The sequence below is a fragment of the Nocardia sp. NPDC050713 genome, assembly GCF_040654315.1.
Taxonomy (GTDB): domain Bacteria; phylum Actinomycetota; class Actinomycetes; order Mycobacteriales; family Mycobacteriaceae; genus Nocardia.
Genome location: NZ_JBFAHS010000003.1, coordinates 510,432 through 525,006, shown reverse-complemented (window position 1 = coordinate 525,006; position 14,575 = coordinate 510,432). Strand labels below are relative to the sequence as shown.

At 70.5% G+C, this 14,575-nt stretch carries 7 protein-coding genes; 5 read left to right on the top strand and 2 right to left on the bottom strand.

Annotated elements, in window-relative coordinates:
* Positions 1–173 precede the first annotated feature (173 nt).
* Positions 174–3,770 (bottom strand): methionine synthase, encoded by a 3,597-nt coding sequence (metH, locus tag AB0H49_RS08925; protein WP_357248973.1) that lies wholly within the window; start codon positions 3,768–3,770, stop codon positions 174–176.
* Positions 3,771–4,120: 350 nt separating this feature from the next.
* Between metH and AB0H49_RS08920 the strand changes: the two genes are divergently transcribed.
* On the top strand, positions 4,121–5,005 hold the full coding sequence (locus AB0H49_RS08920; protein ID WP_355002508.1) for a PAC2 family protein: 885 nt from the start codon (positions 4,121–4,123) through the stop codon (positions 5,003–5,005).
* Between the two features lie 158 nt (positions 5,006–5,163).
* Here the strand turns inward: AB0H49_RS08920 and AB0H49_RS08915 are convergent, their stop codons facing one another.
* Positions 5,164–5,511 carry a hypothetical protein gene (locus AB0H49_RS08915; protein WP_355002507.1) on the bottom strand — a complete coding sequence of 116 codons (348 nt, stop codon included), beginning with the start codon at positions 5,509–5,511 and terminating at the stop codon, positions 5,164–5,166.
* A gap of 324 nt (positions 5,512–5,835) precedes the next feature.
* Between AB0H49_RS08915 and AB0H49_RS08910 the strand changes: the two genes are divergently transcribed.
* From AB0H49_RS08910 to AB0H49_RS08895, 4 genes are all read left to right on the top strand, one after another.
* Positions 5,836–6,975: an XRE family transcriptional regulator gene (locus AB0H49_RS08910; RefSeq protein ID WP_355002506.1), complete on the top strand. Its 1,140-nt coding sequence runs from the start codon at positions 5,836–5,838 to the stop codon at positions 6,973–6,975.
* A gap of 364 nt (positions 6,976–7,339) precedes the next feature.
* A complete protein-coding gene (locus AB0H49_RS08905) occupies positions 7,340–8,959 on the top strand; it encodes a TIGR02677 family protein (protein WP_357249066.1) in 1,620 nt (539 codons plus the stop codon).
* A complete protein-coding gene (locus AB0H49_RS08900; RefSeq protein WP_357249063.1) occupies positions 8,959–10,356 on the top strand; it encodes a TIGR02678 family protein in 1,398 nt (465 codons plus the stop codon). Before AB0H49_RS08905 ends, AB0H49_RS08900 begins: the two co-directional genes overlap by 1 nt.
* A 2-nt stretch (positions 10,357–10,358) precedes the next feature.
* Positions 10,359–14,570, top strand: coding sequence for a TIGR02680 family protein (locus tag AB0H49_RS08895; RefSeq protein ID WP_357248969.1), 4,212 nt, complete (start codon positions 10,359–10,361; stop codon positions 14,568–14,570).
* Positions 14,571–14,575: the final 5 nt, after the last annotated feature.

The following is a 14,575-nucleotide window of genomic DNA, read 5'->3' as shown; positions in this document are numbered from 1 at the left end:
GGCGGCCGGTTGCTCCGCGCTTATCCGCAGGTCAGCGGCAGGAAACAGAGCGGAGCCCTCTGACAAGCGCCGCCCATCACCCCGGTGAGCACCATCACAGCTCTCCGGTCCGGGGGCGCCACGGACAGCGGGAATGGCGGCGCCGCGACGCGCCGCCATTCGCGCCGAACCGATCAGGCGTTGAAGTACTTCGCCTCGGGATGCAGCAGGACGAAGGCGTCGGTGGACTGCTCGGGGTGTAGCTGGAGTTCCTCGGAGAGCACGACGCCGATGCGATCGGCTTCGAGCAGGTCGACGAGCTTGGCGCGGTCCTCGAGGTCGGGGCAGGCGCCGTAGCCGAAGGAGTAGCGCGCCCCGCGATAGCCGAGCTTGAAGTAGTCCTGCACGTCGTCCGGGTCGGATTCGGCGACCGAATGCCCTTCCAGGACGAGTTCTTCGCGGATACGGCGGTGCCAGTATTCGGCTAGCGCCTCGGTGAGCTGGACGCCGATGCCGTGCACCTCGAGGTAGTCGCGGTAGTTGTCGGCGGCGAAGAGTTCGTTGGCGAAATCGGCGATGGGCTGGCCCATGGTCACCAACTGGAACGGCAGCACGTCGACCTGGCCGGTGGCCACGGCCTGTTCGCGCGAGCGCAGGAAGTCGGCGATGCACAGGAACCGGTCGCGCTGCTGGCGCGGGAAACGGAACCGGTACCGCTCCGGCGCGGCGGGATCGGGTTCGGTCAGCACGACGACCTCGTCGCCTTCCGACACCGCCGGGAAGTAGCCGTAGACCACCGCCGCGTGCTGCAGCACGCCCTCGGTGGAGAGCCGGTCCAGCCAGGCCCGCAACCGGGGGCGGCCTTCGGTTTCCACCAGTTCCTCGTAGGAGGGCCCGTCGCCGCCGCGCTGGCCGCGCAGACCCCACTGGCCGAGGAACAGCGCACGCTCGTCGAGCAGGCCCGAGTATTCGTGCAGCGACAGGCCTTTGATCACCCGCGTGCCCCAGAACGGCGGCACGGGCACCGGCAGGTCGGCGGCGACGTCCGAGCGCTCGGGCACCACCACGGGGGTCTCGGCGGCCTTGCGCTGGGCGGCGATCCGCTTGGACCGTTCGTGGCGGGCCTTGCGTTCGGCGGCTTTCTCCCGTTCTGCCACGGCCTCGGGACTGTCGGGGTCGAGACCGCCGCCGCGCTTGCGGGTCATGATGTCGTCCATCAACCGCAGGCCCTCGAACGCGTCGCGGGCGTAGTGCACATCGCCCTCGTAGACCTCGGTCAGATCGTTCTCGACGTAGGCGCGGGTCAGCGCGGCCCCGCCGAGCAGCACCGGGAACTGATCGGCCACACCGCGGGCGTTGAGCTCCTCGAGGTTCTCCTTCATCACCACGGTCGACTTCACCAACAGCCCGGACATGCCGATGACGTCGGCCTTCTTGTCCACCGCGGCATCGAGGATGGTCGCGATCGGCTGCTTGATGCCGAGGTTGACCACCTCGTAGCCGTTGTTGGACAGAATGATGTCGACCAGGTTCTTGCCGATGTCGTGCACGTCGCCCTTGACGGTGGCCAGCACGATACGGCCCTTACCGGAGTCGTCGGTGGCCTCCATGTGCGGCTCGAGGTAGGCGACCGCGGCCTTCATCACCTCCGCGGACTGCAACACGAACGGCAGCTGCATCTGCCCCGAACCGAACAGTTCACCGACGGTCTTCATGCCCGCGAGCAGCGTCTCGTTGATGATCCGCAGCGGCGGCACCTCGGTCATCGCCGCGTCCAGGTCGGCGTCCATCCCGGCCTTCTCGCCGTCGACGATGCGCCGCTCGAGCCGCTCGAACAGCGGCAACGCCGCCAGCTCCTCGGCGCGCGAGGCCTTGGACGACGACGTCGAGACACCCTCGAACAACGCCATCAACTTCTGCAACGGGTCGTAGTCCTCGGCGCGCCGGTCGTAGACCAGGTCCAGCGCCGTCTCGCGCTGTTCGTCCGGGATCCGGCTCATCGGCAGGATCTTGGAGGCGTGCACGATCGCCGAATCCAGCCCCGCCTGGACGCACTCGTGCATGAACACCGAGTTCAGCACCTGCCGCGCGGCCGCGTTCAGACCGAAGGAGATGTTCGACAGACCCAGTGTCGTCTGCACCTGCGGGTGGCGGCGCTTGAGTTCCCGGATCGCCTCGATGGTCTCCAGGCCGTCGCGGCGCGACTCCTCCTGGCCGGTGCCCAGGGTGAAGGTCAGGGTGTCGATGATGATGTCAGACTCGGCCAGACCCCAGTTGCCGGTGATGTCGGCGATCAGGCGCTCGGCGATCTCGACCTTCTTCTCGGCGGTGCGAGCCTGGCCTTCTTCGTCGATGGTCAGCGCGACCACCGCGGCGCCGTGCTCGGCGACCAGCCGCATGGTCTGCTGGAACCGGGACTCCGGCCCGTCGCCGTCCTCGTAGTTCACCGAGTTGACCGCGCACCGGCCGCCCAAGTGCTCCAAGCCTGCTTGCAGCACCGGCGTCTCGGTGGAGTCCAGCATGATCGGCAGGGTCGACGCGGTCGCCAGACGCGAAGCCAGCGCCTCCATGTCCTTGGTGCCGTCGCGACCGACGTAGTCGACGCACAGATCCAGCATGTGCGCGCCGTCACGCGTCTGGTCCTTGGCGATGTCGAGGCACTTCTGCCAGTCCTCGGCGAGCATCGCCTCGCGGAAAGCCTTGGAGCCGTTGGCATTCGTGCGCTCGCCGATCATCATCACCGAGGCGTCCTGCTCGAACGGCACCGCCGTGTACATGCTCGACACGCTCGGCTCGTGCACCGGCGTGCGCCGCTCCACGATCGGCGCCAGCGTCGGCTCGACCTCGCGCACCGCCTCGCGCACCTGGCGGATGTGCTCGGGCGTGGTGCCGCAGCACCCGCCGACCAGCGCCAACCCGAACTCGCTGACGAACTGGCGCATGGAAACAGCCAGCTCCTCGGGCGTCAGCGGATACTCGGCGCCCTTGGCGCCCAGCACTGGCAAGCCCGCGTTCGGCATCACCGACACCGGGATCTTCGCGTGCCGCGACAGGTGCCGCAGATGCTCGCTCATCTCTTCGGGGCCGGTCGCGCAGTTCAGCCCGATCATGTCGATGCCCAGCGGCTCGAGCGCGGTCAACGCCGCGCCGATCTCACTGCCGACCAGCATGGTGCCGGTCGTCTCCACCGTCACGTGGGTGATGATCGGGATCCGGCGGCCCGCGCGCTCCATCGCCCGCCTGCTGCCCGTCACCGCCGCCTTCACCTGCAACAGGTCCTGGCAGGTCTCGATCAGGATCGCGTCCGCGCCGCCCTCCAGCATGCCCAGCGCCGCCTCGATGTAGGCGTCGCGCAACACCGTGTACGGCGCGTGCCCCAGCGTCGGCAACTTCGTACCGGGACCCATCGAACCCAGCACGTACCGAGGCGTGCCGTCCTCGCTCGGGCCCATCTCGTCGGCCACTTCACGGGCCAGACGGGTACCGCGCTCGGACAGATCGCGAATCCGGTCCGAGATGTCGTAGTCGGCCAGGTTCGGCAGGTTGCAGCCGAAGGTGTTGGTCTCGACCGCGTCCGCGCCCGCCTCGAAGTACGCCCGATGGATGTCGCGCAGCACGTCGGGCCGGGTCTCGTTGAGGATCTCGTTGCAGCCCTCGAGCCCGCGGAAATCGTCCAGGGTCAGATCCGCCGCCTGCAACATCGTGCCCATCGCGCCGTCACCGATGACGACACGCCGGCTGAGCGTGTCGAGAAGCGTGGTATCGAACCCGGCGGAATTGGACACAGACATGGGTACAAGCGTAAAGGCCGGGTACGACCGGTAACCAACAGCCTGCGGATCTCCTCGGTGAGCGTGAGGGGCGCCACATCCGAACGAAGACCGCACCGCCGCCTCGAGGCTGCCGCCACTACGACTCGGCGCACAACGCCACCCGACGGCCACACCTACATTCCCAGCCACCCCGAGGGCGAGTCCTACGAGCCCGTTCCCGGCCCGTCTCGCGTCCGAGACCGCGAGGCGCATGCGTCGCAGTCGCGAGACTCGCGGTCTCGGACGCGAGACACCAGGGGCCGGGAACACGCGCGCGAAGCGCGCCAATAGATACAGCACCGGGCGAGCGCACACCGTAGGCTGACCGGGTGAACCCCAGTGAAACTTCCGATTCGGAACTGCCGACGTTGCGGGATCCGGTGCTGGTTGCCGCCTTCGAGGGCTGGAACGACGCCGGTGACGCGGCGAGCGGCGCCGTGGAGCATCTGGAACTGATCTGGGACGCCGAGCCGCTGGCCGAACTCGATTCCGAGGATTACTACGACTATCAGGTGAATCGGCCGACGGTGCGTCAGGTCGACGGCGTGACCAGGGAAATCCAGTGGCCCGCCACCATGCTCTCGGTGTGTTCCCCGCCCGGCAGCGACCGGGATGTGGTGTTGCTGCGCGGGATCGAGCCGAACATGCGGTGGCGCAGCTTCTGCGGGGATCTGCTCGAGTTCATCGAGCAGTTGGGTGTGCAGACCGTGGTGATCCTGGGCGCGTTGCTCGCCGACACTCCGCACACCAGGCCCGTCCCGGTCACCGGTTCCGCTTACAGCAAGGAAGCGGCCGAGCGTTTCAGCTTGGAGCAGACCCGCTACGAAGGTCCGACCGGCATCACCGGCGTCCTCCAGGATCAGTGCGTCAAGGCGGGGGTGCCCGCCGTGTCGTTCTGGGCGGCGGTGCCGCACTACGTGTCCCAGCCGCCGAATCCGAAGGCGACGATCGCACTGCTGCACCGGGTCGAGGACGTGCTCGACATCGAGGTGCCGCTGGGCGAGTTGCCCAAGCAGGCCGAGGAGTGGGAGGCCGCGGTCAACGAGATGACGGTCGGCGACGAGGAGATCACCGAGTACGTGCGTTCGCTCGAGGAGCGCGGTGACGCGGCGGTCGATCTGAACGACGCGATGGCCAAGATCGATGGCGACGCGATCGCGGCGGAGTTCGAAAAGTACTTGCGCAGAAGGGGTCCCGGTAGTTTCGGGTTGTGATCGGCTGGCTCGCCGGTATTCCCGCAGCACGACGACGGCTGTATCCCCCGTGTGAGCACGACATCAGCTCGTCCGCCGAGCGAGCGATACGACGACTCTGTCCCCCCGGTGCGAGCAACACCGTCAGGTGTTGCTCGCATCCTCCGGATCCGGGTTGCTCATGAGGCGGTGGGTGGCGGGGCCGCGACGCTCGTCGCCCGCACCTCCTCGACGGTCCAGACCTGGGCCGCCGCCTCCTGGGCCAGCTTCGCGATCAGAATGTCGCGCGGAATAGTCTGGCCGGCAAAGTGATCGAGTGAGGGCACCACCACGTGGTGTGCGTCGGCGCGCTTGAGTTCCTGCGTCAGCTCGGCGAACGCCGTGCCGTCACCCGCTGTCGATTCATGGAATGTTGCGGCGAAGCAAAGCCCTTCGGCTTGGGCGAGCGTGCTCATCGCCCGCTCGAGCTCTTCGCTGTGGCCGTCGGCCAGATCGTCACGCAAGTATCCATAGATCAACGCTTCCACCCGAACCTCCGTTGGATTGGGCCGCTGTTCTCTCGTTTGGATCTTCCCGTGCAGGGTACTGCCGGTGGGGCGGTCTCGGCCTTGCATCTGTACTTACAGTTGCGAATCGGGCAATCCGACCGCTCCTTCTCCAGGATCGCTGACGCAAAACTGCGAATGCAGGTGTCAACCCAGTGACATCTAGATGCCCTATCCGGGCCGCCGCGCGTTAACTGGTGCGATACTACAACCGTGGCCGCTGGAGACGATCGACCCGTCTGGGCTGTCCGGATGCGTTCCGAGCGCGATGCGAGGGGGTGGTCACAGGCGGACGCAGTCCGCGTGATGCGTGCGAAGTCTTCGCACAATCTGCCGACCGACAGCACGCTGCTACGCAATTGGCGGCGTTGGGAGTCGGGCGAGTCGCGGCCCGACGATTTCTACGCGCCCATCATCGCCGCCGCCTTCGACACCGTCACCGCGGCGTTCTTCCCCAAGGCCAGGCCGAACCGGGACGACGAATTGCTCTCGGCCACTGGGATGGACACGCTGGAATTCATCGGCAGGCTGCGCATGTCCGATGTGTCCGCCGCGACCCTGGACGCCGTTCGGATCACCGCGGAGCGCCTGTGCTGCGAGTACGCCTACGCCGATCCGCACGAATTGCACGCCGAGGGCACGTCCTGGCTGCGCCGCATCACCTCGCTGCTGGACGGGCGGCTGACGCTGGCCCAGCACCGGGAGATCCTGGTGCTCGCGGGCTGGGTCGCGCTGCTGGTCGGCTGCGTCGACTACGACCTCGGCCGCCGCACCTCGGCGGAAGCCACCAGGCGCGCGGCGTGGTCGCTCGGCAACGAGGCCGGACATCGCGAGATCACCGGCTGGGCCGCGGAAATGGCGGCCTGGTTCGCGCTCACTCAAGGTAACTATCGGGGCGCTGTGGAAGCGGTGGACGGCGCGTTGGAGGACAGTCGCGAGTTCGGGGTCGGCGTGCAACTCGCCGCGCAACGCGCCAAGGCGTGGGCTCGGCTCGGCGACCGCGGCGAGGTGGAGCGGGCGCTCGGCATCGGCCGGGCGATCCTCGAGCGACTCGACCATCCGGCGAACCTGGACAACCACTTCGTGGTGGATCCGCAGAAGTTCGACTTCTACGCGATGGACTGCTGCCGCGTGGCGGGTGAGGATCGGCTCGCGGAATCCTTTGCCCGCGAGGTCATCCGGAACTCCACCCGCGCCGACGGCACCATCCGCAATCCGATGCGCGTCTCCGAGGCGCACCTGACGCTGGCCGTCGTCGCCGTGCGCAACCGGGACCTCGAACTCGCCGTGGCCGAGGGCATGCGCGCCTTCGCGGGCAAACGCCGCTCGCTGCCCTCACTGATGTGGATCGCGGGCGAGGTGGCGCGCGAGATCATCGAACGCTACCCGGGCGATCCGCGCACGCGCTGCTACCTCGAGCAGCTGCGCGCGCTGTCCACCGAGTGAGCGGGGCGCGGCGGACGGCGGGCGAACCGCGGCGCGGCGGACACAGCCACGCCGAACGGGGGTCGGTCTTGGCGGCGGCGACCGGCCCGCTACTACCCTGTTGCCGGTGACCGACTCCGACGACGGCCCGCCCTACGGCGATAGGCCCGGCTCAGCCGCCCCGGGTGACCAGCCTGGTTCAGCCGTGCTCGGTAACCAGCCGGGTTCAGCCGTGCTCGGTAACCAGCCGGGTTCAGCCGTGCTCGGTGAACAGCCAGGCTCAGCCGCGCTCGACGAACAACCCGGCCCGGCCACGCGTGGTAATCAGCCCGGCCCAGCCGCCCTCGGTGACCAGCCCGGCTCAGCGGCGTTGTGGGACGAGCGGCTGCGGCTGTTCTCCTTCGCGACCGCGGAGAAGCGCGCCGAATACCTGTGGGTGCTGCGGGCATTCGACAGCGCACGCGCCGCGTACGTGGTGTTGCTGCACGCCGACGACGTGGCGGACTGGATTCGGCGCAACGGCGGACGGGCGCGGGTCGCGGAGAGCGGAGCGTCGCCGGACGCGGACGAAACCGCCTCAGCCGAGGCGCAACCCGGCCTTTTCCGGCGCGCCGACGCCGCGCCGCTGAGCGCCGCGGAGATCGGACCACTGCTCGACCAGCTGCACCAGTGGGGCGTGCTGGAGCGCAGCTACGACGGCACCAGGGCCGCGACGCTGGCCGAATACCGCAACCGGCACTACGTCTACCAGTTCTCCCAGGCCGGATTCCAGGCCTATCGCGCGGTGGCGGGCGTGCTGGAGGCGCGGCTGGACGAGGCGGCGCTGTCCCGGCTCGTGCTGCCCGAACTGCTCGCCGACCTGCACACCCTCGCCGAGGCGAACCGGGCGGGCGACGCCGAGCGCGTCTACCGCACGCTGCGCAGGCTGGACGCGGCGCTGTCCGACATGGCCGCGCGCGCCGCGCATTTCTACCTGTCGCTCGGCGATCTGGTGCGCACCACCGAGATCACCCCGGAGTCGTTCCTGGCGCACAAGGACGCGCTGCTCGCGCACATGCGCGAGTTCAGCATGGATCTGGCGCGTTTCCTGCCGCGGCTGGCCGCCGCCATCGGCGAGATCGAGGAGACCGGCGTCGACGAGCTCATCGCCCGCGCCGCGAGCTGCGACGAGCGGGTACTGCTGAGCGCCGTGGAACGCGAGGCGGACTGGCGCGCCCGCTGGCACGGTCTGCGCACCTGGTTCGTCACCTCGGGCGGCGAAGGCGAGTCCACCGAGGCCGACCGGCTGCGCGAGGCGACCATGAGCGCGATCGCGGCCGTGCTGTCGCTGCTGCGGCGGGTCACCGAGACGCGCCGCGGCGGGGTGAGCCGGGAATCGGCGCTGCGGCACCTGGCGGGCTGGTTCACCGCGGCGCCGACCGCGGACGGCGCGCACGCGCTCTTCGACGCGGTCTTCGGGCTCGGCAGACCCCGCCACCTGGCCATGGAGCATCCCGACGCCGACATCGTGCCCGCGACGCGGTCCTGGTGGGAGGCGCCGCCGCTGGAGATCTCGCGCACGCTGGCCGAGACCGGACGGCCGCCCTCGGCGGGCGCGCCGGGCCGAATCCAGCGCAACGACGCGGGTATTCGCCGTCTGCGCGAAGCCCAGCTGGCCGCGCAGCGAGCCAGGGCGGAGGCCGCGCAGTCGTTGGCAGCCGCGGATGTCCACGAACGGGTGCTCGACGAGCGCGAGACCGAGGTCCTGCTGCGGCTGCTCGACGCCGCCTCGACCGCCTGGGTGCCGGTCACCGGCCGGGTGGCGGGAACCACCGGTTCCGACAGCGGCGTGACGCTCACGGTCTCCGAACACCCGGAACCAACCGTGGTGCGGACCTCACGCGGTCTGCTGCACCTGAACAACCGCAAGCTCGACGTCCGCGCGACCAAGTCTCGCGGCGGGCATCCGGAGCGCGGACGCGGGAAGGACACCGCCGACTCCGAAACCACAGGGGGCGCGGCATGATTCACGCACGTCGCATCGACGCGCTCGCGCTGGACAACTATCAGCGCGCCGCCAGGGTGATCCTGGCCAATCACCTGGTGACCCGCACCTATCCCGATCGGATCGCGCTGCCGCTGATCCGCCGGTGGGCCACCGAACTGCGCGAGGACCTCGCCGAACTCTTCGGCTACCGGCTCGAGGTCACCGAGACCACCGCGCGCGTCTACCCGGTGATCGACCGGCTGGACGGCGGCAAACCCGCGCGCACGGTGAACGATCGCGTCTTCGACCGCCGCCGCTACGCCTACCTCGCGCTGGCGCTGGCGGCGCTCGGCCGCGCGGGCGATCAGATCACGCTCTCCGAACTGGCCGACCAGGTCGCGGCGTACACGGCGCGGATCGAGGGGCTCGAGCTCGCCCCGGATCGCGCGGCGGACCGCGACGCGTTCGTCGACGCGGTCGGCTGGCTGGCCGCGCGCGGCGCGCTCACCCTCGCCGACGGTGACGCGGGCGGCTGGGCGGCCGATCCCGAGGCGGGCGAGGCGCTCTACGACATCGACCGGCCGGTGGTGTTCGCGCTGTTCCGCCCGCCACGGGCGCTCCAGCATCTGCACAGCGTGCGCGGCCTGCTCGCCGAGGATCCCGCCGTCACCGCCGGTCAGCCCGCCGCGCAGTCCGGCGAACTCGCCCGCCGGGTGCGCCGGGCGCTGGTGGAGCGGCCGGTGGTCTACGCCGACGATCTGACTCCCGAGGAACGCCCGGTGCTGGCGCAGGAGCGCACGGTCGCCGATGTCGAGTTGTTCACCGGTCTGCGCGCCGAACGCCGGGCCGAGGGCGTCGCGCTCATCGACACCTCCGGGCGGCTGTCCGATGTGCGCTTTCCAGGAACCGGCACGCTCGCCCAGGTAGCGCTGCTGCTGGTCGGCGAGATCGCCGACGTCGTCCTCGACATCGACCATCCGCTCCCCCGCCGCCCGCGCAGGGCCGAGCCGGGCGAGACGCTGGCCGACGAACTGGACGACGCCATCCCCGAATCCACGCTGTTCGCCCCGATGGCCGACCTGCCGTTCGAACCCGAAGCGGGCGAGGCGGATTCGACGGTGGACGAACCCGAGGCGACGTACCCGTTCGTCGCGGCCGACTGGGTGCGCGACACCGTGCGTGCCCTCACCGACCGCTACGGCGTCACCTTCGCCGCGCAATGGCAGGCCGACGTGCCCGGGCTCACCGCCCAGGTCACCGCGCTGCTGGCGCGGCTGCGCCTGATCCAGGTGGTCGAGGACGGGCTGCTCGTACTGCCCGCGCTGGCCCGCTACCGCGGCGCGGTGGTCACCGTGCGCACCAAACGGGCCGCGGAACTGTTCGTCACCGCCGCCGACACGGTCGGGGCCTCGAGCACCGGTACGGAAGGGATCTGAACATGTCGGTCATCCACGGCGGAGTGCGTTTCCTCCCGACCCGCGCCGGAATCGTCAACCTGTGGGACTACCGGGATCAGGAGTTCTGCTTCGCCGACGGCAGGCTGGTGCTGCGCGGACCCAACGGTTCGGGCAAGACCAAGGCGCTCGAGGTGCTGTTCCCCTTCGTGCTGGACGGTCGCATCGAGCCGCGCAGGCTCAATCCGTTCGCGGGCGAGGAACGCACGATGAAGTCGAATCTGCTGTACCGCAAGCAGGAGTCGGCTTACTCCTATGTCTGGATGGAGTTCGCGCGCGGGAAGTGGGACGACCCCGAGGTGGTCACCGTCGGCATCGGGATGCGCGCCACCCGATCCTCGGACAAGGTCACCCGCTGGTATTTCGTCGCCGACGGCCGGGTGGGCGTCGACTTCTCGCTCATCGGGCCGGACGACCGCCCGTTCACCCGCAAGCAGTTGGCCGAGCAGATCGGCACCGACTCCATCGTGGACCGGCCGGTCGAATACCGGGCCGCCATCGACGCCCGCATGTTCGGCCTCGGTCAGCAGCGCTACGACCAGCTCATCAATCTCATTCTGACGCTGCGCCGTCCGCAGCTGGCCAAGAACCTGGATCCGCGCGGGCTATCCCAGGCGCTCACCGACGGCCTGCGCCCGCTCGACGAGCAGCTGATCCTGGACGCGGCGCGCTCCTTCAGCGATATGGAGGAGGTCGGCCGCACGCTCGAGGGCCTGGTGCACGCCGACACCGCCACCCGCGCCTTCGTCGGCGTGTACCGGAAATACCTTGCGGTACAGGCGAAGACCGATGTCGACCAGGTGCGCGCGCGGCTGGACGCGGTCACCCACGCCAGCACCGCCCTGTTCGCCGCGACCGCGCTGCGCGAGCGCCGCGAGGCCGAGCGCACCGCCGCGGAGGCCCGCGCCGACGACGCCGACCGCGCCTACGAGCAGGCACTGACCGATCGCGAGACCCTGCAACGCTCCAGCGCCTACGAGGGCAAACAGCAGCTCGACGACCTCGCCGACGCGGTGCGCAGGCTGGAGACCTCGGCGGCGGTGCACCGCGACAAGGCGCTCAAGGCGAACCAGACCTTGGACCAGCGGGCCCAGGAGGCCGAGCGGGCCCGCGCCGCCGTGCAGCAGGCCGCGGCCGCGCTGTCCCGTGGCGAGGACGAGTTGCGTACCGCCGCCGAGGAGGCGGGCATCGCGTGGACGGCGCTGCCGGACGACGCTCGCGGCGATCAGCTCACCGCGACCGTGCGGGCCCGGGCCGAGGAGCGCGACGCCGACGTGCGCGCGGTGCGTAAAGCGTTGGTGCTCATGGATTCCGCGGCTGCCGAGCGGACCAGGGCGGAACGCCTGGCCGAGCGCGCGGTCCAGGCGCGCGAGGCGGCCGCCGCCGAGGTGGCGCACGCCGAGGCGGCGGTGACCTTGGCCCGCACCGAGGCCGCGGCGGCGCTGCGCGCCTGGTGGGACGCGCACCGCGAGTGCTATCTCCCGCTCGGCGGCGGTCTGTTCGACGCCCTCGACGCGGCCCTGGCGAAGGTCGGATCCGATGACGCGGCGGGCGTGGCGGAGGTGCTCGCCGAACGCGCCGAACCGCTGCTGGACGAGTTGCGGGACCGTCGGCTCGCGGCCAAGGCGCGCGCCGCGGCGGCGGCCGAACAGATCGCCGAGCTCACCGCCGAGCGCGACCGGGTCGGCGCGCAGCGCGACGACGCGCCGCCGAACGCCGCGGCGCGCACCGACGACCGAGCGGGTCGTCCCGGCGCTCCGCTGTGGCGGCTGGTCCGCTTCGCCGACGATGTCTCGCCCGAGACCGCCGCCGGTATCGAGGCCGCGCTGCACGCCGCCGGTCTGCTGGACGCCTGGGTATGCGCCGAAAACGAGCTACCCGACGACTACCGCAGCGATCAATTCCTCGTCCCGCTGCCGCCGAAGGGCCGACCCGCCGGGCGCACCCTGGCGGACGTGCTGGTGGTGGAGAACGACGCCGACGGACTGGCCGTGCCGCGGCAGGTCGTCGCCGACGTGCTCGCCTCGATCGCCCTGCTCGACGACCTCGACGGCGCCGCTGGCGTCGCGATCAGCGGCGCGGGCGGATTCCGGCAGGGCGTGCAGGTAGGTAGGCACCACAAGTCCGACGCCGAGTTCATCGGCGCGACCGCGCGCGCCCGCCGCCGCGAGCTACGGCTCGCCGAGCTGGGGCACACGCTGGACGCGGCCGCCGAGACGCAGCGCGTCGCGCGAGAGGAAGCGGACGCGGCGGACGCGGAACTGGCTCGAATCACCACCGCCGCCAAGGCGCTTCCGCGCCCGGCCGCGGTCACCGCCGCGCTGCGCGCGGTGTCGGAGACCGCGGGCGTCATGCGCTCTCGCTCGGAGTCCGCGGCGCAGGCCGAGAAGGATCTCGACCAAGCGGTCGCCGAGGTCGCCGCCATCGACAAGAAGCTGCGGGCCGCCGCCGTCGCGCACCGCGCGCCGCGCGAACCGCGCGAACTCGACGCGCTCGCCGCCGCGATCCGGCATTTCGAGAACACCGGCACCGGGCTGCTCCGGCTGCGCGCCGACCACGAGCGGGAACGCGAACGCGAACGCGAGGGCGCCGACCGGCACGACGAGGCGCGCGACCTGGCCGAGGCGTTCGCCGAGGAGGCCGAGGCGGCCGAGGCGGGCTACCAGGAGCAGCTGCGCAAACTGGAGACGCTGCGCGAGGCGCTCGGCGCGGGCGCGGCCGATATCGACCGCGAACTCGAGCAGGCCAGGCAGCGTATCGAGGCGACGAGGGCCGAACAGAAGACCGCGCGCAAGGCCGCCAACGCGGCCATCGAGGCGGTCGGCGACGCGGAGGCCGCCTACCGCACCGCGCACGAATCGCTGGGCACCGCGCTCACCGAGGTGCTCGCCGACGTGAAAAGCCTTGCCCCGTATGCCCAGCCGGATCTGCTGTCGTTGCTCGGCGCCGCGCCCGAGTGCCGATGGCCGAGCAGCGACGCGGCGTGGTCGACGCCCGAACAGCTGCTCTATCGCATCACCCAGGCGGGTCCGGAACAGGAACCGCGGGTGCTGCCCGAGGAGTTGGCCGAGCTCTTCGAAAGCCTCGCCGCGGCAACGGAGTCGGTGCGCGCGGGCGAGGCGGCGCGCAAGTCCACCCGGAGCGCGGTGACCGCGGCCCTGCAGGAGTTCGACGCCGCGCTGGCCGCGTCCGGCCGCGACTACCGCTTGCAGTGGGACGCGGCCGACGGACTGACCGTGGTGCAGGTGCAGGACGAGCACGGCCTAGCCGCGCTCGCCGACTTCGCCGGACGCATCGACCAAGCGCGCCACGACCAGGAGCTGCTGCTCACCGACGCCGAGCGACGCATCCTGGAGGACGCGCTGCTCACCGGGCTCGCCCAGCAGATCCACGAACGCACCAGCGACGCACGCGACCTCATCGCCAAGATGGGCGCGGAGATGAAGCAGCGGCGGATGTCCTCGGGCAACACCATCGGCGTGCACTGGGTGCTCGCCGACAATCTCTCCGATGCCGCGCGGGCGATGTGCAAGCTGCTCGATCGTGACGCCACCACGCTGAGCTCCGACGATCTCGCCGCGATCCGCGCGCACTTCGCCGCCGAGATCCGCGCCGCGCGCGCCGCGCACCCGGAACGCTCCTACCCCGAGATCCTCGCCGCCACCCTGGATTACCGCACGTGGCGGGTGTTCTCGTTCACGCTGATCTCCGGCGACGGCAGCGAAGACAAGTTGACCGTCGCCAGGCACAGCGCGCTGTCCGGCGGCGAGCAGTCGGTGTCGCTGCACCTGCCGTTGTTCGCGGCGGCGCACGTCATGCTCGACTCCGCCGATCCGCAGGCGCCGCGGCTGCTCGCGCTGGACGAGGCGTTCGCGGGCGTCGACGACAACGGCCGCAGCGAATTGCTGGGCCTGAGCGTGCAATTCGACCTCGACCTGTTCATGACCGGCTACGACCTGTGGATCACCTACCCGCACGTGCCGGGCTGCGCGCACTACGACTTGGCGCATTCCACCGCCGAGAACACGGTGAGCGCGACGCTGCTGGTGTGGGACAGCGGCGACTTGCTCGCCGAACACGACGGCAGCGACCTGACCACCGCCCTCGGCTCCCCCAACCGCCGCAGGGTGCCCACCACCATCGAGGGCGGACTAACCCTCGACGACATGCCGGGCGCTCCCGCGCCCGTCGGCTGAAACGG

Excerpts from the sequence above, each read along its gene's own strand:
- AB0H49_RS08895 (WP_357248969.1), top strand. The coding sequence starts at position 10,359 with ATGTCGGTCATCCACGGCGGAGTGCGTTTCCTCCCGACCCGCGCCGGA.
- AB0H49_RS08910 (WP_355002506.1), top strand. The coding sequence starts at position 5,836 with ATGCGTGCGAAGTCTTCGCACAATCTGCCGACCGACAGCACGCTGCTA.
- metH (WP_357248973.1), bottom strand. The coding sequence starts at position 3,770 with ATGTCTGTGTCCAATTCCGCCGGGTTCGATACCACGCTTCTCGACACG.